This is a genomic window from Fundidesulfovibrio agrisoli (assembly GCF_022808715.1).
GTDB lineage: Bacteria > Desulfobacterota > Desulfovibrionia > Desulfovibrionales > Desulfovibrionaceae > Fundidesulfovibrio > Fundidesulfovibrio agrisoli.
Genome location: NZ_JAKZKX010000009.1, coordinates 1 through 19,803 on the forward strand (window position 1 = coordinate 1; position 19,803 = coordinate 19,803).

Sequence of the window (19,803 nt, forward strand, 5' to 3'; positions counted from 1 at the left end):
GTGCGCTGCCGCCCGCAGCCCGGCAGGGGAGACAATTTCGTTCACGGCGATGAACTGGACATGCGGGGCAGGGGAACGTGAAGCTGATGGCGTCTCGGGGTGTGGGCCGCGCAGGCCATGCCAGGAATTATGCGTGGTTACGGGATAAGAATGCGGGTGCCGCGGACTGCGCGAAGCTAGATGGGAGTCCAGAGGGACGAAGTCCCTTTGGCCGCCGGAGGCGTCTTCAGCGTCAACTCGGCAAATACAGGAAAGGCCGCGACGGGTGCCCGTCGCGGCCTTTTTCATGTCCGATTTCGGGGTGAGGCTACTGAAGCAGCAGCTTGAGCGCCCCGGGCAAGCGCCCGCCCGTCTGGAGGGGGTAGGTCAGGTAGGCCACCGAGCAGGAGACGCGGGCCGAGCCGTACTTGATGCGCATGTAGCCCTGCTCTCCCCAGCCTGTGCCCCAGCTGTTGCGCAGGATCCAGTAGCCGTTGTTGGCGGCGTCGCCGTTGTCGTTCCAACCCACCAGGGCGATGGCGTGGTTCGTGACGGTGTAGGCGCAGTCGGAGCCGGGGCAGCCGGCCTGGTCGTCCTGGTAGACGCCGCCGGTGTAGGCGTCGAAGGCCGAGGTGACGTTCACGGCCGCGTCCACCGGCCCATTGGCCATGATGGTGGCCTTGATGGCGTCGGTGTCGGAGCAGGCCACCCGGCCCCAGCTCTTGAAGCGGATCACGGGATAGGCCGAGCTGTTGCACCCGGAGGGCGTGACGCCCGTGTAGGGCAGGGCGGTTTCGTTGGCGGCTCCCACCTGGGTCAGGGCCAGCAGCTCGGCGTAGTCGTAGTCGGCGCCGTCGCATCCGTTGAAATGGCTGGAGTAGGGGCCGTAGGTGCCCAGGCAGAAGGCGATGAACTGCTCGGAGAAGTCGGCGCAGGCGGCCCCTGTCCTGCCGGTGGCCACGTTGTAGGCCCCCTCGGCCGTGGCGGCGGCGGCGAAGGCGTAGCAGGCGCCGCAATCGCCCTGGTTCTTGACGGGGCCTATGTAGCTCTTGCCGCCCTTGTCGCGCCAGTCGAAGGAGGCCGGCAGCGCCAGGGGCGCGGCCGCATCCAGGGAGGTCAGGCGTGGGGACGCGGCCTTGGGCGGCGATGAAGGGATGGCACCCCTGGTGTAAAGGCTCTTTTTCTTTGATTCCGGAAGGTTGTAGACCCAGGTTTCGCCCACGGTGAAGTCGTAGCCGTTGAGGCGGATTTTCTCACGCAGGGTCTCGATGCTGTCGCCGGGCTCGAAGGAGAGCGCATCGGCGGCGAGGGAAAGCCGGGGCGCGGCAAGGATCGTCAGGGTCAGGAGAAGTACGGCGAAGAGGCAGCGTCCGGGCCTGGGCATAAGGCCTCCTTCGGGGCGGGTGAAGATTGGGCGGGGAGCCGGGGCCCCCCGCCCGGAGCTTTACAGCACCCGAAGGTGCACGGGTTCGGCCTTGACGAAAGGCATGGCCCGGATGTTCTCCAGGGCCTTCTCCACGTCGCGCTGCTTGGCCTGATGGGTCATGAACACGATGGGCACGATGTTGCTGTCGGGGGCCGAGGGGTCCACCTTCTGCACCACCTGGTAGATGGAGATGCCCACGTCGCCCAGGGCCTGGGCCAGGGCGGCCAGCACGCCGGGCTTGTCCTCCACGTTGAAGCGGAAGTAGCGGCGGCTGCACTCCTCCTCGGGCGGCAGGATGTCCGCCGGGGGGAGCATCTTCTCGGGGAAGCCGGTGTTGTTGGGGGCCGCGCCGTCGCGGGCCAGGTCCATGATGTCGGCCAGCACGGCGCTGCCGGTGGGCAGCCCGCCCGCGCCCTGGCCGTAGAGCATCACCGCGCCCACGGCGTCGCCCACCACGCGCACGGCGTTGAACGCGCCGTGCACCTGGGCCAGCAGGTAGGATTGGCTGAGCATCATGGGGTGCACGCCGGCCATGATCCTGCCGTCCACCATCTTGGCCTGACCGATGAGCTTGACCTGGCAGCCGAACTCCTTGGCGTAGGCGATGTCCAGCGGGGTCACGCCGGTGATGCCGGTCACCGGGAGCTTGTTGAGCGGGTAGTCGTGCCCGTAGGCCAGCCGGATGAGCAGCACCAGCTTGTGCGCGGCGTCGAAGCCCTCCACGTCCAGGGTGGGGTCGGCTTCCGCGTAGCCTTTCTTCTGGGCCTTCTTGAGGGCGGCCTGGTAGGTCAGCCCCTTGGAGGACATGCGCGAGAGGATGAAGTTGGAGGTGCCATTCAGGATGCCGGTCACCGCCAGGATGCGGTTGCCCGCCAGGGACTCCTTGAGGGTCTGCACGATGGGGATGCCGCCGCAGACGCTGGCCTCGTAGTAGAGGCCCACGCCCTTCTGCGCGGCCAGGGCGAAGAGCTCCTCCCCGCGTTCGGCCAGCAGGTGCTTGTTGGCGGTGACCACGTGCTTGCCCGAGGCCAGGGCCAGGCGGATGAGGTCGTAGGCCATGCCCAGGCCGCCCATGAGCTCGACCACGATGTCGATGTCCGGGTCCTGCGCGAGCTCCAAGGGATTGGAGACCACGCGCGCCCCATCGGGGATGGGCACGGCGCGCTGCTTGTGCGGGTCGCGCAGGGCCACGGCGTGCACGGCCACGGGGCGGCCCAGGCGGCGCTCGATCCACTGGGCGCTGCCGGTGAGGATGGAGGTCAACCCCTGGCCCACGATGCCGAACCCGGCCAGGCCGATGCGCACCTGGGATGACATCACGATTCTCCCGACAGGGCCTTTTTGATGCCGCGCACGGCCTGGTTGATGCGGTGGCGGTTCTCCACCAGGGCGAAGCGGACGTGGTCGTCGCCGAAGTGGCCGAAGCCAAGGCCCGGCGACACGGCCACGTGGCCTTCCTTGAGGAGCATCTTGGAGAACTCCACCGAACCCATGTGCCTGAACTCCTCGGGAATCTGGGCCCAGACGAACATGGTGGCCTTGGGCGGCGGCACGATCCACCCGGCGCGCTCCAGACCTTCGATCAGGGCGTCGCGGCGGTCGCGGTAGATGTCGCAGATCTCCTGCACGCAGTCCTGCGGGCCGTTGAGGGCCACGGCGGCCGCGATCTGGATGGGCTGGAAGATGCCGTAGTCCAGGTAGCTCTTGATGCGGGTCAGGGCCTGGACGATCTCGCGGTTGCCGCAGCAGAAGCCCACGCGCCAGCCGGCCATGGAGTAGCTCTTGGACATGGAGAAGAACTCCACTCCCACGTCCTTGGCGCCCTTGGCCTGGAGGAATGAGGGGGCCTTGTAGCCGTCGAAGCAGAGGTCGGCGTAGGCGAAGTCGTGGATGCAGAGCATGTTGTGGTCTTTGCAGAAGGCCACGATCTTGTCGAAGAACTCCAGCTCAACCACTTCGGCGGTGGGGTTCTGCGGGTAGCTGATGATGAGCAGCTTGGGCTGGGGCCAGGTCTGCCTGGTCGCGGCGAGCAGATCCTCGAAGAAGTCGCGGCCCTTGCCGAAGGGAATGCGCCGCACGTCCGCGCCGGAAATGATGGAGGCGTACGGGTGGATGGGGTAGGCCGGGTCCGTTGCGAAGACGACGTCGCCGGGCTGGAGCATGGCCAGGGCCAGGTGGGCCAGGCCTTCCTTGGCGCCCATGGTCACCACCACCTCGGAGTCGGCGTCGAGCTCCACGCCGAAGCGGCGCAGGTACCAGTTGGCCATTGCCAGGCGCAGGCCCGGGATGCCCTTGGATGCCGAGTAGCGGTGGTTCACACCCTTCTGGGAAGCCTCGGTGAGCTTGTCCACGATGTGCTTGGGGGTGGGAATGTCCGGGTTGCCCATGCCGAGGTCGACTATGTCCACGCCCTGACGGCGCATCTGCATCTTCAGTTCGTTGACGACGGCGAAGACATAGGGAGGCAGGCGCTCCATGCGCGCGAATTTATGCATCGCGAACGGCTCCTTCTATGGTGAGTGAATGTGAAAATGTAGCCGGGGCGGGCCGTGGTGTCAAAGGCGCAAATGCCCTCTTGACGAGGCCGCGCGGGATATGTATCAACCCGCTTTGCGCGGAGAGGTGGCCGAGCTGGCCGAAGGCGCTCCCCTGCTAAGGGAGTATACGGGCTAAAACCTGTATCGAGGGTTCAAATCCCTCCCTCTCCGCCAGAAAAGACCGTTCAAACCCCGTCAGGACGCACTCCTGGCGGGGTTTTTCGTTGCAGGCGGGGCGGGTGGTTCAGGCCTCTGCGAAGCGCTTCGGGAATTTGGATCACCGGAGCCGTCGCCGCGCTCCCCCCAAGATTTTTGCCGCCTTTTCCCGGAACGGTGCCGGACGCGCCTCGTTCCAGGAGTTCTCCCTCCATAGGTAAACACGGCCAGCCCCGAATAGTGCCGCTTCCCAGGCGCACGGCGCGGCATCGGCACATCTCCAGAAACTCTTGGCCGGTATCTGCCGGGGGGCTTCTTGCACGTTGACCGACTAATTACTATCGGAGGAGAATGAAAATTGTATCCGTCGCGTTGTTAATTCTTCTACAGACAGTATTGTATTCAGGCCAGGCCCTGGCCGAGAAGCTTTCGATTTATGTTCAGTCGGACCAGCATCTCGCCTTCGCCAGGGAGATTTGCATCGAAGCCTTGAATAAAGCCGGGTTGGACGCGACGTTCGAGATGTTCCCGGTGGCTGCCGAAAACCGCCTCGACGCCGAGATGGCCTCGGGCAAGCTCCATCTGTCCTTCATCCCCCCCAACGCCAACCGCCTGGCGCTCGAGGGCAGGCAATTGATCGCAGCCATCAGGGTCCCCCTGGAAAGGGGGCTCCTTGGGTGGCGGGTCTGCCTCGTACGGGGCAACGACAAGGACATCCTCAAGGGCGTCACATCCGTGGAGGCACTCAGGCGGTTCCGCGTTGGCCAGGGCTACGGCTGGGGGGACATCGACGTGTACGCGGGCGCGGGCATCACGGTGGTGGAGGCCCCGTTCAGTTCGCAGTCCGCCCCGTTGCGTGCGCTGGCCTCCGGGCATTTCGACCTGTTGCCCATGGGAACCAGCGAATTCGAGGCCTTCCTGGAGCGGGCAAAGGAGGAAGGCCTGGGCATCGTGGCGGACAGCCACATCGTCATCCACTATCCCTGGTTCCGCTTCATCTGGGTTTCCAGGACGGCCCCCAATGCGGCGATCCTGCTGGAGAGCCTGGAAAGAGGGCTGGACATCATGGTCCGCGACGGCTCGTTCATCCGGATTTTCGAGCAATACAAAGGAAAGATCGACACCGCCTGGGTTCGCCGCAGAACCATGATCGAACTCGCCAGCCCGTATGCGCAGGCATCGGACATTCCCGCCAAATACAGGCATCTGCTCATAGACCCCCGCTGAGCGCCGGTGCGGGCCGGGCCATTCAGGCCCCGGCGGTGTCGGCGAAGGCCTTCGGCCCCAGGGCCGGATGGGGCCAGTAATCACTCCGGCACCTTGGGCAGTCCCCTGGGGAGCAGCGCCGATATTCCCGTAGAACGGCCGCGCGGTGGCGGACCAGCTACCCGAAAGGCCGGGGATCCAGGTGCAACGCATCTTCCGGGCAGTCACCTCTTTCCGCCAGTGTGCGCAGCGTGGCCGCGTGCAGCGTTCCGGCCAGTTCCTCCACGTCGCAGAGCGCCATGGCCGCGAAACCGGGAGACGCCAGCTCCCTCAGGGCCGCCTGTTCCAGCCCGGGCCTGGCGTGGGCGAGGGCGTGGCGCAGCTCGCGCAGGGCGACGATGGTCTTCAGGGGCCTTTCGTGCTCGCTGAACGGCTTGAGGCCCGCCAGCCTGGCGGCGTAATTGATCTTCTTGATGGTGCCCCGGGCGTTGAGCCGGCCGAAGTACTTCTTCTCGGCCTTGAAGTCGGGGGGCCAGAGAGGGTCCAGGCGGGGGCCGATGACGTTGACGTAGGCCTCCAGGGCCATGAACGAGAAAACGACCGCGATCACGGCGTCCTTCGGGGAGCATGCTCCCTGAGATTCGATCCTGGCCTGAGACTGCGATGCGATGCCCCACAGGAACGCATGCGCCTGGACCCCCGGGGGGCAGGGCGGCGTCATGTTCCGTGAATCCGGTGCGGGCTGTTCAGGCATGGCGGGGCCGCCTTGGACGTGTTTGGGACATTGTCCCGATGGTACGCCCCCTTGCTGACCGGTACAAGCGGCCTTCAGCGTAGGGCCGTCAGCCGGGAAGCCCGTGCGGGCCGACGGGAGTGAGATTTCGCGTCCGGGGGGCAGGGCAGCGTGGGGAGGCCCCAGGCAGGTGATTCACGCGCGCCTCGCGGGGCCTCGACGCTCACGGCCGCACGGGCGCGAAGCGCGGCGCACGGATGAACCGCCTCGAAAAGAGGCCGCCCCCCGGCCGGGGGGGAGGACCGGGGGGCGGACGCGAGGAGTTTCGGGCGCGCCCCGCTCTCTTGGGCGCTCCCAAAGGCTTGATGCCTTCTCTGTCGGGTTCGTCCGCCGGCCGCCCGGGGGGGCCGGGCGGCCTGGATCCGGCCGGGGGGCGGCCGGGGCGGAACGAAGTTTGCCGTATCGGTGCCGGCCCCCCCGACACTACGGGGGGCCGGTGTTGCGATTGTTGCCGTGCGGTTTCTTTTCGGTTCCCGCGCCTCGCCGGTGACCGGCGGCTAGGCGGCCTTCCTCTCCCAGTTGCGCAGGGCGATCTTGAGCGCCCCGACGGTGAACACGTCGCAGTAGAGGCTGCCGGGGAGCTTGGGCAGGTGCTTGCGCAGGTCCTCGTGGGTCAGGTAGGCGCACTCGTCCACGCTCTTGCCTTCCACCAGGGAGGAGAGGGCCGTGAGGCACTGCTTGCTGTACTCGCAGCCTTCGGAAGTGCCGCCCGCGGCCTCCACCGTGCCGTCCTTGATGCGCAGATCCATGCGGATGGGCAGGTTGCAGCTGGTGCAGCCGTAGGTGCCGGTGGCGTTGGCCCCGTCCACGGCGATGGTCAGCGGGGTTTCGGGCATCATGGGCATGATGGCCGCGCTGGTGTTGGCGGGCACGTGCTCGGGCGCCTGCATGGCCAGCTCGGGCACGCTCTCCACGGCCACTTCGCGGCGCACGGCGTCCAGGTCGATGACGGTGGGGTCGACCAGGCTGAAACCGCAGCTTCCGCCCCAGTCCTGCTCGTCGGCGAAGCGGCCGTTGTAGCGCACGTCGTCGAGGATCAGGAAGTCGGTCGCGCCCAGGATGCGGTCCCAGCGGTGAACGAAGAAGTGGAAGCGCTCCGGGTCGAAGGAGTCCACATCCTTCCAGGTCCAGTTCATGTGGCAGTATTCGTCGTCGTAGCCGAGCAGGGCCAGGTAGCGGGCCTTGCTGTCCAGGTAGTGGCGGCGGCGCAGCAGCACGGCGCTGTCCGCGATGCCGGTGGAGTCCATGGGGGCGGGCTGGCCGTCCAGGTCCACCTTGATGACGCATTCGTCGTCGATCTTCATGCCGCAGGTGCTGGTGTTGCCGTTGCGCCACCAGTGAATGTACTTCTTGGTGTAGAACTTGCGGCCGAGCTCCTTGATGCGGTCGACGGTCTTGGCGGAAACGGGGTGCAGGGCGAGGTCGCAGCGCCGTCCGGTGATGGTGAGTGTGAGATTCATAAGGAGCCTCCTATGGTATTCGGCGCGCTTCGCGGGGAGGTCGCGCCGGCTGGCTTTGTGAAAAAAAGAGCATAATCCGGGCCAAAGTTGAATGCGTCGAAATTACGCCATGTTGCAAAAAGTTGCGGCTTTTGCCGCTTCAAGGTAGACGTATTTTTAGTCCGGTGGCCTGGGGGGCAGGTCTCGGAAGGTGGGAAAGCGCGCGGCAGAAACGCGGGGGGAACCTACGGTATGGAAGCAATCGGGGAGCCGTTTGCCTGCACGTCCATGTGCTCGTTCATCATGGACAGCGTGGCGGACGGCGTGTTCACCATCGATCTGAACTGGAAGATCACCTATTTCAACCGTTCGGCCGAGCTCATCACGGGCGTGACGGCCGAATTCGCGTTGGGGCGCACCTGCGCCGAGGTGTTCCGCACGCGCGACTGCGAAGGGGCCTGCGTGCTCAAGGCCTGCATCGAGCGGGACCAGCGCATCCTGCACCGCACCATGACCATCCTGCACAAGGACGGCACCCCCATGCAGGTCACCATCAGCGCCGCCCCCCTGAAAGACGACGCCGGGCGCATCATCGGCGGGGTGGAGACCTTCCGCGAGCTCACCGGCTTCGAGCGCCCCGGCCGCGCCAAGGACGACAGGACCACCCAGGAGTTCTGCACCCGGGACCCCTACCTTTCCGACGTGGTGCGCATCCTGCCCCAGATCGCCGAGAGCGACGCCACCGTTCTGCTGCTGGGCGAGTCCGGCACCGGCAAGGAGCTGTTCGCCCGTGCGGTGCACCGGCTCTCGGGGCGCTCCAAGGGGCCGTTCGTGGCCGTGAACTGCGGGGCCCTGCCCGAGCAGCTCATGGAATCCGAGCTGTTCGGTTACAAGGCCGGGGCCTTCACCGACGCCCGCAAGGACAAGCCCGGCCGCTTCGAGCTGGCCGAGGGCGGCACCCTGCTGCTCGACGAGATCGGCGACCTGCCCTATTCCCTGCAGGCCAAGATCCTGCGCGTGCTGCAGGAGCGCGTCTACGAGCCCCTGGGCGGGGTGCGCAGCATCAAGGCCAACGTGCGCGTGGTGGCCTCCACCAACCGCGATCTGGCCAGGATGGTGGAGGAAGGCTTGTTCCGGGGCGACCTCTACTACCGGCTCAACGTGGTGCAGTTCAAGCTGCCGCCCCTGCGCGAGCGCAACCAGGACGTCCCCCTGCTGGTGGAGCACTTCCTGCGCCTGCGGCGGGGCTCCACGCCGGGCAAGCAGATCAGCGGGGTGACCCCCGAGGTCATGCGCATCCTGAGCCGCTACGACTACCCGGGCAACATCCGGGAGCTTGAGAACATCATCGAATATGCCTGCATCCTCTGTCCGGGCGGGCTCATAGAAGCCGGGCACCTGCCAAGGCACCTGCGCCCGGCGGCCCCCGCCAACAACGGCTGGGACATGCCCATGAGCATGGTGGAGATCCGGCTGCAGGCCGCGCAACGGGCCGTGCGCCGCAACCAGGGCAACCGCAACGCGGCCTGCCGGGAGCTCGGAATCACCAAGGACACACTGCGCAGGATTCTCCGCAATAACGGAGAAGGCGAAGAATAAGTCCACAAAGGGCTGTTGGACGAAAAATTCGTCCGCTCGGGCTGGAGAGTGCCGCCTCTTGCCATCCCGGCGTGGTGATTGCGCCGAAAACGGCCCGGCCTTCCCGGTTTCGCCATTTTTTGCGGAATGGGCATCCCCCGATGCTCCAGGGCGTGGCGGCGGACCCCGGCGATGGCCATAGCCGCACGGGCATATCTGGGTCAGCGTGCGGCACTCCAGAGGGCTCCCCGCCAACACGGAGGTTCGCCCTCCGGCGGAGCGGGCGCCCCCCAAAATGACTCCAGCCATTGCAGGGAAGTTCCCGGCGTTTACAGGCTCTGCCGCGATGCCTCCATCCGGCCGCTCAGCCTGCACGAGCATGCTGCCTGAACAGTGATCCCGCATGTCATCCGGCCACTGTAAAGCCCATGGCCGCTTCATCCGGAAGAGTGCCGCGCCGGGCATGACAACGCGCCGCGGTTGTCATGTTTTCAGTTGCATTTGGGGTGAATTGCTTTACAGTGGTGCAGCGTTTAGGACGATGGGGCGCACTGCGACGGCGGGTTCCCCGCGTATTCCTTTTGAGTATTTACTTGTGATATAAATTTCTTTAGGAATGCAGGAAAGGAAGAACGCCATGAATCTTGTTGAAAAGGTCAGGCAGGGCATCTCCCGAATGGCGCGTGAGCACGGGGGGCCTTCCAGCCTTGCAGAAAAGTCCGGGGTGGGGCAGCCCAACATCTCCAAATTCCTTTCCGGCAAGGCCGTCCCCCGTTTCGATACGGTCGCGCGCATCCTCGAAACCCTTGGGGCGCGCATCCTTTTCCCCGACGAGGAGCGCGACACCACCAAGCCCGTGGTCTTCGTGGGCGCAAGGCGCTCCGGCGGGGCCGCCGAAGGCGCGGGCCAGCCCGACCCCGAGAACTACATGGCCATCCCCCTGGCCCAGGGGCAGGTGGCGGCGGGCCCCGGCCTCATCCCCGAAGACGCCGTGCGCGGCTGGGTGCTGGCCATGAAGGACCAGTCCTCCATCCGCTACCGCACCAACCTGGTGGCCCTCGAGATCGGGCGCGGGCAGGAATCCATGGTGCCCACCCTGCACCCGCTGGACATCGTCCTGGTGGACCGCGACGACTTCCGCCCCGAGCCCGACGGCTCCATCTTCCTGGTGCGCGAGCCCGGGCCGGACGCCGAGGTCTCGGTCAAGCGCGTCTACACCAGCCGCCGGGACGGGCAGACGCTGGTGACCTTCATCTCCGACAATCCCGACAAGCGCTCCTTCCCCCCCAGGGTCTACAACCTTGAGGCCGACTACCAGGGCGACCTGCGCCGCGCCATCATCGGGCGGGTGGTCTGGGCCTGGTCGGACATGACGCGCAAGTAACTCCCCTCGCTTTCGCACGCATCCCTCTCCGGCGCTTTCGTTCCTCGGGGCGCTCCTGATCGGCGGCTGTCTGGGGGGGGGCTTCCGGGTTCGCCGCCCGGGCCATGTTTGGCCCGCCCTTGGCTGACCCTTTGCCGTGCCGGGTCTGGCCTGGAGCCGCCGGTGGCCGCCCGGAAGGCGTCGCCGATCCGGCCAACGGCACGGGCGTTGAACCGGCCCTGCCCGTCTCTGTCCACTCCGTTCGCTGTCGGCCGAGCGAGCCTTGATCCTCAAAGATGCTCCGTGTCCAGGGGGGGGCGTGCGCCCGAACCGTGGCGCGCGCATTCCGCCGCGATTCTCCGGGCTTGCCTCCTCTGTGTTTCCGCCACGCAGCAGGCCTGCTCAAATCCCCTTGCTCAGGGCTCCTCCTCGTCACAGCCCGCCATGGGAGCGGCTGCGCTAGCGGCATCCCCCTTCAGGCGTGGCCTCATTTGGGGGCAAGGCGAGCCGCATGGGCCTAATTCGCATAATTGCGCCAATTCCGGGCCTGTTCTGGGTCACTCATACCCTTCATGAAAATTCCGGCCAGTGGTTCGGAATTGCAAAAGGCATGCTGTTTTGCCTGACGATATTTGATTGCATAATAGGGCGATTAAAAATTCTTTTCATGAGATAATTTATCCATGTGAGGGATAATTTTGCAAGTATTACCTCTCAATCACACAGTATTCCCAAAAGTTGCCACGCCTTGACAAAAATACGTTTACGAATAGATTCGGTGTCGCGTCGTGCGTGAAGGAATGCGGCAGACGCGGCGAGGCAAGTACCGGAAGACCCGAAACGCCATGCGTTCCGAGGCCCAATAACGGGGGCCAGGCAGGGGGGAGGGAAGTCCGCAAGCTGGCGGCCGCACGTTCGCAAATGACGTATAGCGTCCTACACTACAGGACTGCCCGAAGCCGGTGAGGGCTTACCCATCCGGCCCCCCGCCCTCCACGGGGGCAGCAGGCGACACGCTTCATAACCCAGGCCGGGACGGAAATGTGCCAGGGTCCGTCCCGGCCTTCCCAGGAAGGCCAGGCACGCATTCCGGCCGCTGTGCCGCAGTATTCGAGAGGTGGCCGTGATGGAGCGCCGTTGCGCGAATTGTTCGAACTGGGACACCCGGGACAGCCTGGTGGGTTTCTGCCAGGAGATCACGGAGCACCTGCGCCTGGACGCGGCGCTGCTGGTGCACGGGCTGGCGACGTGCAGGACCTCTTCGACTGGCTGGTGCCTGCGCTTCGAACTCTCGGGCGAAGCGCGGGAGGAGGCCGAGGCGGAAGCCCGCCACCAGCAAGGCCTCCGCCGGGCTGCGGGCGAGGATTACCCGGCCAGCCTGGGAGGGCAGCAAGGCCGCCGCGACCTGTAAGCGCGGGCGGCAGCCGGATTGTCGGGAGCGTGAGGCATGGCGGTTGCCACTGTTGCGAGAGTTGTGCGGCATCAGGGAGTGACGGCAGGGAAACAGTGCGGCGTCTGTTGCGCCGGGGAGTAAAGCGCATGTGGTGCCCAAAGTGCGGCATGGATACGCGTGTGGTGGAGACGGAAAAGCTCAACAAGACAGTGTGCAGGGTGCGTTGGTGCCGAAACGGGGCCTGCCGGCATCTGTTCCAGACCCACGAGGTCATCGCCTCGGGCCGCCCGCGCGGGGAGACGGCCAAGCCGGGCGTGGTCACGGTGGTGGTGGCCGAAGGCAACGCGGCCTGAGGCGTGTTTCCCGCGCAGGGCATGCGCCGCGCGTGGCGGGATTGCCTGGCCGCATCATTGCAAACAGCCGGGATGGATCACGGCACATCCCACGCAGGAATGTTGTTCCGGCTGAGACGGCAGTGTATCGTCGGGCAACAATGCGGAACGGGGTTCGACGGAGCAGGTCCGTCAAACATGCGGGCGGCGATCCGCCAGGAATGCCGGGGGCCCGGAAACAACAGCGCCCCCGGAACCGTCGGTTCGGGGGGCGATGCTGCGGGTGGTGGTGTAAATGCGGGTTAAACGGCTTTCTTGCGCTTTTCCCAGAGCTTCATGTCCTTCATCTTGGTGCGGCGCTCGCGCTGCAAGGACTTGCTCACCAGGGGGGTGCCCTTCTTGTAGCCGTACTTGGCCCTGTAGTCGTCGGCGGTCAGGCCGTGGGTGCCAAGATGCTTCTTGGTGAGGATCTTGAAGGTCTTTCCGCATTCCAGGCAGGTGACGGATTTTTCCTTGATGGCCTTTTTGGGGTCGGTGACAGGTGCTGCGCCTTCTTCAACAACGACGACGCCCTCACTGATGCCGCGGATGCCTTCGGAAACCTTCTTGACCATGGAGGTGATTTCCTCCTCGGTCATGTTGCGGACGCTCGCCTGCGCTTTGACGATTTCAAGCGCTTCCTTAAGATAATCATCCATAGTGTGGCTCCTCACAATCACGGGTGGTGTCCTCGACCAGTATACGAAACTGCAGCTTGATGTAAATATCGGAAATGCACTTTTTCTTGTGATCGAAAAAAATGCACCCTGGTGGACAGCGTGTTGCAACGCCCGCAGGAAAAGGGTCTGGATGGTCCCGAAGGGTTGGAGCCGAGCGCCCGGGAATTGGAGGCCAACCCCGGCCGAACTGAGGGGCGGCCCGGAACGCTGAACGCAACGCCCCGGGCCGATGCGTCCCGGATGCGCCTTATTGCGTCCGCCCGCCCGGCTTTGACAAAGACGCCCCGCCCGGGCAAATGTAGCGCCGATATATCGCGGAGGAGAGCATGTTCACCGGCTTGGTTCAAGGTATGGGGAAGGTGGAGTCGCTTCAGGCGCGCGGCGGGCAGATGCGGCTGACCATCAGGGCGTTGTTCGAACTTGCGGACATCGTGCTTGGCGAGTCCATCGCGGTCAACGGCGCGTGCCTCACCGTGGAGAGCGGAGGCAGCAACGCCTTCACCGCATACGCCTCCGCCGAGACCCTGGACAAGACCAGCCTGGGCGCCCTGGGCGCGGGGTCGCTGGTGAACCTGGAGCGGGCCCTGGCCGTGGGCGACCGTCTGGGCGGGCATCTGGTCAGCGGCCACGTGGACTGCCTGGCCACCGTGCGCGCAGTTGAACCGGCGGGCGAATCCCGGCGCATCACCATGGACTTCCCCGAGGAGTTCGGCCCCCTGGTGGTGGAGAAGGGCTCCGTCGCCCTGGACGGCGTGAGCCTCACCGTGAACGGCTGCGGCAAGAACTGGCTCAGCGTGAACATCATCCCCGCCACCCAGGGCGAGACCACCATCAACTCCTGGACTCCCGGGCGCGCCGTGAACATGGAGACCGACATCATCGGCAAGTACGTGGCCAGGATGCTCGGCCCTTACCAGGGCGCCGCCAAGCCCTCGCGCATAACCGAGGATTTCCTGAAGCAGCACGGTTTTTAGCCCAGGCCGGGTCCGGCCTCCCGGGCGTCTTGCCCTTTTAGCCGCTCTGCACTACGAGGACGTGTTCCGGCGACGCTCACCAGCCCGCCGTCAGGAGGACTCCCATGCCCCTTTGCACCACCGAAGAAGCCATCGAGGAGATCCGCCAGGGTAAGATGATCATCCTGGTGGACGACGAGGACCGCGAGAACGAAGGCGACCTGACCATCGCCGCCGAGAAGGTCACTCCCGAGATAATCAATTTCATGGCCGTGCACGGCCGCGGGCTCATCTGTCTGCCCATGTCGCCCGAGTGGACCGACAAGCTGAAGCTCCCCATGATGACCAACCAGAACCAGTCCCAGTTCGGCACAGGGTTCACGGTCTCCATCGAGGCGCGCAAGGGCGTCACCACCGGCATCTCCGCCTTCGACCGCGCCACCACCATCCTCACCGCCGTGTCCGACGACGTGGTCGCGGAGGACGTGGTCTCCCCCGGCCACATCTTCCCCCTGCGCTCCAAGGCCGGGGGCGTGCTCGTGCGCGCCGGGCAGACCGAGGGCAGCGTGGACCTGGCCAAGCTGGCCGGGCTCAAGCCCTGCGCGGTCATCTGCGAGATCATGCGCGAGGACGGCAACATGGCCCGCATGCCGGACTTGATCGAGTTCGCCAAGACGCACGGCCTCAAGATCGCCTCCATCGCCGACCTCATCCGCTACCGCATGCGCTTCGGCAACCTCTCCGTGAACAAGGTGGCCGAGGCCGACCTGCCCACCTGCTACGGCACGGGCTTCAAGGTCGTGGCCTTCGAGACCGACGACAAGGAGAACCCCAAGACCCACGTGGCCGTGGTCAAGGGCGACATCAAGCCCGGCGAGCCCACCCTGGTGCGCGTGCACTCCGAGTGCCTCACCGGCGACGTGCTGGGCTCCATGCGCTGCGACTGCGGCGGCCAGCTGCACCAGGCCCTGCGCATGATCGAGCGCGAGGGCAAGGGCGTGCTGCTCTACATGCGCCAGGAAGGCCGGGGCATCGGCCTGGCCAACAAGATCAAGGCCTACGCCCTGCAGGACAAGGGCTACGACACCGTGGAGGCCAACCAGAAGCTGGGTTTCAAGGCCGACCTCCGCGATTACGGCATCGGCGCGCAGATGCTGGTGGCCCTGGGCGTCACCAAGATGCGCCTGATGACCAACAACCCCAAGAAGATCATCGGGCTTCAGGGCTACGGGCTCGAAGTGGTGGACCGCGTGCCCATCGAGATGGACGCCTGCGAGCAGAACCTGGACTACCTGCTCACCAAGAAAGAAAAAATGGGCCACATGCTCAACCTCTCCCCCGAGAACAAGTAAGGAGCCGCAGCCATGCCGCACATCCGCACCATTGAAGGCCAGATGAACGCCTCGGGCCTTTCCTTCGCCATCCTGGCCGCCCGTTTCAACGACACCATCGTGGACCGCCTGGTTGGCGGCGCCATCGACTACCTCACCCGCCACGGTGCCTCCCGCGAGGAGATCACCCTGGTGCGCGTTCCCGGCGCCTTCGAGATGCCCCTGGCCGCCAAGAAGCTGGCCGCCTCCGGCAAATACAGCGCCGTGATCTGCCTGGGCGCGGTGATCCGCGGCCACACCCCCCACTTCGACTTCGTGGCCGGGGAGTGCACCAAGGGCCTGGCCATGATCTCCCTGGAGACCGGCGTGCCCGTGGGCTTCGGCCTGCTGACCACCGACAACCTGGAGCAGGCCATCGAGCGCGCGGGCACCAAGGCCGGCAACAAGGGCGTCGAGGCCGCTTCCGCCGCGCTGGAGCTGGTCCGCGTCCTGGAGCAGTGCTAGTGTCCGGACCGCAGACCCCCAGGCGCAAGGCCAGGCGCCGCGCCTTCCAGATCCTTTACGGTTTCGCCTTCGAGCCCCCGGTCAACGAGCGCGCCCTGGTCAAGGCCGTCAAGGAGGCCCCCAGGGACGAGAACGTGCCCGAGTCCGGCGACGACTACGTGCTGGAGCTCTGCCGCGGCGTCTGGACCCGCCACGAGGAGCTGGACCGCGTCGTCGGGCAGCACTCCCAGAACTGGAAGCTGGAGCGCATCGGCAAGGTGGAGCTCACCGTGCTGCGACTGGCCCTTTACGAGATCATGAACGTGGAGGACATCCCCCTGCGGGTTGCCCTCAACGAGGCCGTGGAGCTCTCCAAGGAGTTCGGGGACGACAACTCCCCGGGCTTCGTCAACGGCATCCTGGACGCCGTGGCCAAGGCCGTGGACCAGGGCCGCTTCAGCGTGAAAAAAGACCTCTCACGAAGCAGGGAAGACAGCTGAGATGAAACGCTACGAACCCCTTTCCATCGAAGCCAAGTGGCAACAGCGCTGGACCGAAGGCCGCCACTTCCACGTGGAGGCGGACCCCTCCAAGCCCAAGTACTACGTGCTGGAGATGTTCCCCTACCCGTCCGGGCGCATCCACATGGGCCACGTGCGCGTCTACACCATCGGCGACGTGGTGGCGCGCATCAAGCGCATGGCGGGGTTCAACGTGCTCCATCCCATGGGCTGGGACGCCTTCGGCCTGCCCGCCGAGAACGCGGCCATCAAGAACAACCTCCACCCCGCCAAGTGGACCTACGAGAACATCGCCAACATGCGCGCCCAGCTCCAGAAGATGGGCTACTCCCTGGACTGGGAGCGCGAACTGGCCACCTGCGACCCCAGCTACTACCGCTGGGAGCAGCTCATGTTCCTCAAGTTCCTGGAAAAGGGGCTCGTCTACCGCAAGAACTCCCCCCAGAACTGGTGCCCGGATTGCCACACCGTGCTGGCCAACGAGCAGGTGGAGGAGGGCAAGTGCTGGCGCTGCGACTCCGAGGTCGAACAGAAGGACCTGGAGCAGTGGTTCCTGCGCATCACGGACTACGCCGAGGAGTTGCTGACCGACCTGGACACCCTGTCCGGGGCCTGGCCCGAGCGCGTGCTGACCATGCAGCGCAACTGGATCGGCAAATCCGTGGGCTGCGAGATCGACTTCCCCCTGGAGGACGGCTCCGGCAGCGTGCGCGTGTTCACCACCCGGCAGGACACCCTCTGGGGCGCGACCTTCATGTCGCTGGCCGCCGAGCACCCGCTGGCCCAGAAGCTGATCGCGGGCAAGCCCCAGCAGGCCCAGGCCGAGGCCTTCATCGAGAAGATCCGCAACCTGGACCGTATCAAGCGCCAGGCCGACGACCTCGAGAAGGAAGGCGTGTTCACCGGCAGCTACTGCCTGAACCCGGTCACCGGCGTGAAAATGCCCATCTACCTGGCCAACTTCGTGCTCATGGGCTACGGCACCGGCGCGGTCATGGCCGTGCCCGCCCACGACCAGCGCGACTTCGAGTTCGCCAAGAAGTACGATCTGCCCCTCAAGGTGGTCATCACCCCGCCGGGCGAGACCCTGGACGCCGCCGCCCTCACCGAGGCCTACACCGCCCCCGGCGTGCTGACGGAGTCCGGCGAGTTCAGCGGCAAGCGCAGCGACGAGGCCAAGATTGCCATCGCCGACTGGCTGGAGTCCAAGGGCCTGGGCACCCGCGCCGTGAACTACCGCCTGCGCGACTGGAACATCTCCCGCCAGCGCTACTGGGGCGCGCCCATCCCCGTGGTCTACTGCGAGAAGTGCGGCATGACCCCGGTGAATGAGTCCGATCTGCCGGTGCTGCTGCCCCTGGACGCCCAGGTGCGCCCCGACGGCCGCTCCCCCCTGGCGGACACCCCGGGCTTCGTCAACGCCGTGTGCCCCACCTGCGGCGGCCCGGCCCGGCGCGAAACCGACACCCTCGACACCTTCGTGGAGTCGAGCTGGTACTTCCTGCGCTACTGCTGCCCCAAGCTGGACACCGAGCCCTTCGACAAGGCCGCCGTGTCCTACTGGTCCCCGGTGGACCAGTACGTGGGCGGCATCGAGCACGCCATCCTGCACCTGCTCTACGCGCGCTTCTGGGTGAAGGCCCTGCGCGACCTGGGCTTCATCGAGCACTCCGAGCCCTTCGCCAACCTGCTCACCCAGGGCATGGTCATCAAGGACGGGGCCAAGATGTCCAAGTCCAAGGGCAACGTGGTGGACCCGGACGTTATGGTGGCCAAGTACGGCGCGGACACCGTGCGCGTGTTCATGCTCTTCGCCGCCCCGCCCGAGAAGGATCTGGAGTGGTCCGACACGGGCATCGAGGGCGCGGCCCGCTTCCTTTCGCGCACCTGGCGCCTGGTCACCGAGGAGTTCGCCGGCATGGTCGCCCCCACCGGCCCCTGCCTGGCCCTGGACCCCGCCGCGCTCTCGCCCCTGGCCAAGGACATGCGCCGCCGCGAGCACGCCATGATCGCCAAGGTGGTCAAGGACGTGGAGGGACAGTTCCAGTTCAACACGGCCATCGCCTCCATCATGGAGTTCGTGAACTTCCTGTTCGCCAACGCCGAGGAGCTGCGCCTCGAGGGCGGCGAGGCCCTGTCCTCGGCGGTGAACTCGCTGGTCACCGCGCTCTCGCCCATGGCCCCGCACATCTGCGAGGAGCTGTGGGAGATGCTCGGCCACAAGACCCTCCTGGCCCAGACCCCCTGGCCCGCCCACGACCCCGCCGCCCTGGCCACCGACACCGTGACCGTGGTGGTGCAGGTCTGCGGCAAGCTGCGCGGCAAGATCGACGTTGCCACCGACGCGGACGAGGAGTCCGTGAAGGCCCAGGCCCTTGCCGAGGAGAACGTGGCCCGCCACATCGAAGGCAAGACGGTGCGCAAGATCATCGTGGTGCCCGGCAAGCTGGTGAACATCGTCGCCAATTAGGGCAACGTGAGATTGCCGGGGAGGCCAGCCTCCCCGGACCCCTCCGCCAGGGGGATGATCCCCCTGGACCCCGCAATAGCTGCGCGTGCATGCGCGAATGGATTGCGGTCTTACTCAACACTTAAAGCCCGGGAAGGCGTAGCCTTCCCGGGCTTTGTTTTACGAAGCGGCCCAAGACCTGAATTATCATCCCCATGAACGCGAAGCCGATGCGGGGTCCGGGGGGATCATCCCCCCGGCGGGGTGGGGGGGGGGGGCCCCCCCGTTGGGCAAAAACCACCAAGCCCCATACAACCCCCCCCCCCCCCCCCCCCCCCCCACCCCACCACTAACCCCCGGGCCCCCCCCCCCCCCCCCCCCCCCCCCCCGCAGGGAGATTGCATCATGCCCAAGGCGATATTCGTAGACACCTCGCGCTGCACCGCCTGCAGGGGCTGCCAGATCGCCTGCAAGGAGTGGAAGGGCTTCCCCGCCGTTCCCACCAAGCAGCGCGGCAGCCACCAGAACCCCCCGGACCTCACCCACTACAACTACAAGCTCGTGCGCTTCAACGAGCACAAGATCGACGGCAGGGTCCACTGGCTCTTCTTCCCCGACCAGTGCAGGCACTGCGTCCAGCCCCCGTGCAAGGCCGTCTCGGACGCCTACGTCCCCGACGCGATCCTGCAGGACCAGGCCACCGGCATCGTGGTCTACACCGAGGCCACCAAGAAGCTCAGCGCCGGCCAGTGCAAGGAGATCACCGAGGCCTGCCCCTACAACATTCCCCGGCGCAACCCGGAGAACAGCATGCTCACCAAGTGCGACATGTGCATCGACCGCGTGCAGGCGGGCATGATTCCCTCCTGCGTCAAGGTCTGCTGCACGGGCACCATGAACTTCGGCGAGCGCGCCGACATGCTGGCCCTGGCCAAGCAACGCCTCGAAACCGTGAGGAGGGCCCACCCCGGCGCCCTGCTCGTCGACCCCGACGACGTGGGCGTGGTGTTCCTCATCACCCAGCCCAAGAAAATGTACCACAAGTACGTCGAACGCGAGCTCAGCCCGCTGACCAGGGCGCTGTTCGCGCGCCTCGCCCGGCCCGCAAGGACCGTCGCGGGTTAGAGGCCTCTGGAATCTCGTAG

At 66.0% G+C, this 19,803-nt stretch carries 17 protein-coding genes and 1 tRNA gene; 12 read left to right on the forward strand and 6 right to left on the reverse strand.

The window, feature by feature from the left end; translation table 11 throughout:
- Positions 1 to 307: 307 nt before the first annotated feature.
- From MLE27_RS08475 to MLE27_RS08485, 3 genes are read right to left on the reverse strand one after another with little or no spacing between them, the layout of a single operon-like run.
- The gene (locus MLE27_RS08475) at positions 308 to 1,363 is read right to left on the reverse strand and encodes a C1 family peptidase (RefSeq protein WP_243311635.1); all 1,056 of its coding nucleotides are present in this window, start codon (positions 1,361 to 1,363) and stop codon (positions 308 to 310) included.
- 60 nt (positions 1,364 to 1,423) lie between these two features.
- Positions 1,424 to 2,722, reverse strand: coding sequence for a homoserine dehydrogenase (locus tag MLE27_RS08480; RefSeq protein WP_243311636.1), 1,299 nt, complete (start codon positions 2,720 to 2,722; stop codon positions 1,424 to 1,426).
- On the reverse strand, positions 2,722 to 3,900 hold the full coding sequence (locus MLE27_RS08485; RefSeq protein WP_243311637.1) for an aminotransferase class I/II-fold pyridoxal phosphate-dependent enzyme: 1,179 nt from the start codon (positions 3,898 to 3,900) through the stop codon (positions 2,722 to 2,724). The genes MLE27_RS08480 and MLE27_RS08485 overlap by 1 nt, the downstream gene beginning before the upstream one ends.
- Positions 3,901 to 4,021: 121 nt before the next feature.
- Between MLE27_RS08485 and MLE27_RS08490 the strand changes: the two genes are divergently transcribed.
- Positions 4,022 to 4,116: transfer RNA gene (locus MLE27_RS08490), tRNA-Ser, on the forward strand.
- Between the two features lie 333 nt (positions 4,117 to 4,449).
- Positions 4,450 to 5,325, forward strand: a complete 876-nt coding sequence (locus MLE27_RS08495) for a transporter substrate-binding domain-containing protein (protein ID WP_243311638.1) — start codon at positions 4,450 to 4,452, stop codon at positions 5,323 to 5,325.
- 157 nt (positions 5,326 to 5,482) lie between these two features.
- Here the strand turns inward: MLE27_RS08495 and MLE27_RS08500 are convergent, their stop codons facing one another.
- Both MLE27_RS08500 and MLE27_RS08505 read right to left on the reverse strand, forming a co-directional pair.
- On the reverse strand, positions 5,483 to 5,914 hold the full coding sequence (locus MLE27_RS08500; RefSeq protein ID WP_243311639.1) for a hypothetical protein: 432 nt from the start codon (positions 5,912 to 5,914) through the stop codon (positions 5,483 to 5,485).
- 680 nt (positions 5,915 to 6,594) lie between these two features.
- Complete coding sequence (locus MLE27_RS08505) at positions 6,595 to 7,557, reverse strand: iron-sulfur cluster assembly scaffold protein (RefSeq protein ID WP_243311640.1); 963 nt, start codon at positions 7,555 to 7,557, stop codon at positions 6,595 to 6,597.
- 231 nt (positions 7,558 to 7,788) lie between these two features.
- On the opposite strand from MLE27_RS08505, the gene MLE27_RS08510 reads away from it, so the two are divergent.
- From MLE27_RS08510 to MLE27_RS08525, 4 genes are all read left to right on the forward strand, one after another.
- A complete protein-coding gene (locus tag MLE27_RS08510) occupies positions 7,789 to 9,135 on the forward strand; it encodes a sigma-54 interaction domain-containing protein (RefSeq protein WP_243311641.1) in 1,347 nt (448 codons plus the stop codon).
- A gap of 616 nt (positions 9,136 to 9,751) precedes the next feature.
- Positions 9,752 to 10,498, forward strand: a complete 747-nt coding sequence (locus MLE27_RS08515) for an XRE family transcriptional regulator (RefSeq protein WP_243311642.1) — start codon at positions 9,752 to 9,754, stop codon at positions 10,496 to 10,498.
- A gap of 1,105 nt (positions 10,499 to 11,603) precedes the next feature.
- Complete coding sequence (locus MLE27_RS08520; protein WP_243311643.1) at positions 11,604 to 11,888, forward strand: hypothetical protein; 285 nt, start codon at positions 11,604 to 11,606, stop codon at positions 11,886 to 11,888.
- Between the two features lie 149 nt (positions 11,889 to 12,037).
- The gene (locus tag MLE27_RS08525; RefSeq protein ID WP_243311644.1) at positions 12,038 to 12,223 is read left to right on the forward strand and encodes a hypothetical protein; all 186 of its coding nucleotides are present in this window, start codon (positions 12,038 to 12,040) and stop codon (positions 12,221 to 12,223) included.
- Positions 12,224 to 12,504: 281 nt separating this feature from the next.
- On the opposite strand, the gene MLE27_RS08530 is transcribed toward MLE27_RS08525, so the two are convergent.
- Positions 12,505 to 12,900, reverse strand: coding sequence for a Ros/MucR family transcriptional regulator (locus MLE27_RS08530; RefSeq protein WP_243311645.1), 396 nt, complete (start codon positions 12,898 to 12,900; stop codon positions 12,505 to 12,507).
- A gap of 347 nt (positions 12,901 to 13,247) precedes the next feature.
- Between MLE27_RS08530 and MLE27_RS08535 the strand changes: the two genes are divergently transcribed.
- From MLE27_RS08535 to MLE27_RS08560, 6 genes are all read left to right on the forward strand, one after another.
- The gene (locus MLE27_RS08535; RefSeq protein ID WP_243311646.1) at positions 13,248 to 13,895 is read left to right on the forward strand and encodes a riboflavin synthase; all 648 of its coding nucleotides are present in this window, start codon (positions 13,248 to 13,250) and stop codon (positions 13,893 to 13,895) included.
- A gap of 104 nt (positions 13,896 to 13,999) precedes the next feature.
- On the forward strand, positions 14,000 to 15,226 hold the full coding sequence (locus MLE27_RS08540) for a bifunctional 3,4-dihydroxy-2-butanone-4-phosphate synthase/GTP cyclohydrolase II (RefSeq protein WP_243311647.1): 1,227 nt from the start codon (positions 14,000 to 14,002) through the stop codon (positions 15,224 to 15,226).
- A 12-nt stretch (positions 15,227 to 15,238) separates the two neighbouring features.
- Positions 15,239 to 15,709 carry a 6,7-dimethyl-8-ribityllumazine synthase gene (gene ribH, locus MLE27_RS08545; RefSeq protein ID WP_243311648.1) on the forward strand — a complete coding sequence of 157 codons (471 nt, stop codon included), beginning with the start codon at positions 15,239 to 15,241 and terminating at the stop codon, positions 15,707 to 15,709.
- Positions 15,709 to 16,188 carry a transcription antitermination factor NusB gene (gene nusB, locus MLE27_RS08550; RefSeq protein WP_243311649.1) on the forward strand — a complete coding sequence of 160 codons (480 nt, stop codon included), beginning with the start codon at positions 15,709 to 15,711 and terminating at the stop codon, positions 16,186 to 16,188. The genes ribH and nusB overlap by 1 nt, the downstream gene beginning before the upstream one ends.
- 1 nt (position 16,189) lies before the next feature.
- The gene (leuS, locus tag MLE27_RS08555; RefSeq protein ID WP_243311650.1) at positions 16,190 to 18,679 is read left to right on the forward strand and encodes a leucine--tRNA ligase; all 2,490 of its coding nucleotides are present in this window, start codon (positions 16,190 to 16,192) and stop codon (positions 18,677 to 18,679) included.
- Positions 18,680 to 19,063: 384 nt separating this feature from the next.
- Positions 19,064 to 19,783 (forward strand): 4Fe-4S dicluster domain-containing protein, encoded by a 720-nt coding sequence (locus MLE27_RS08560; RefSeq protein ID WP_243311651.1) that lies wholly within the window; start codon positions 19,064 to 19,066, stop codon positions 19,781 to 19,783.
- Positions 19,784 to 19,803 lie beyond the last annotated feature (20 nt).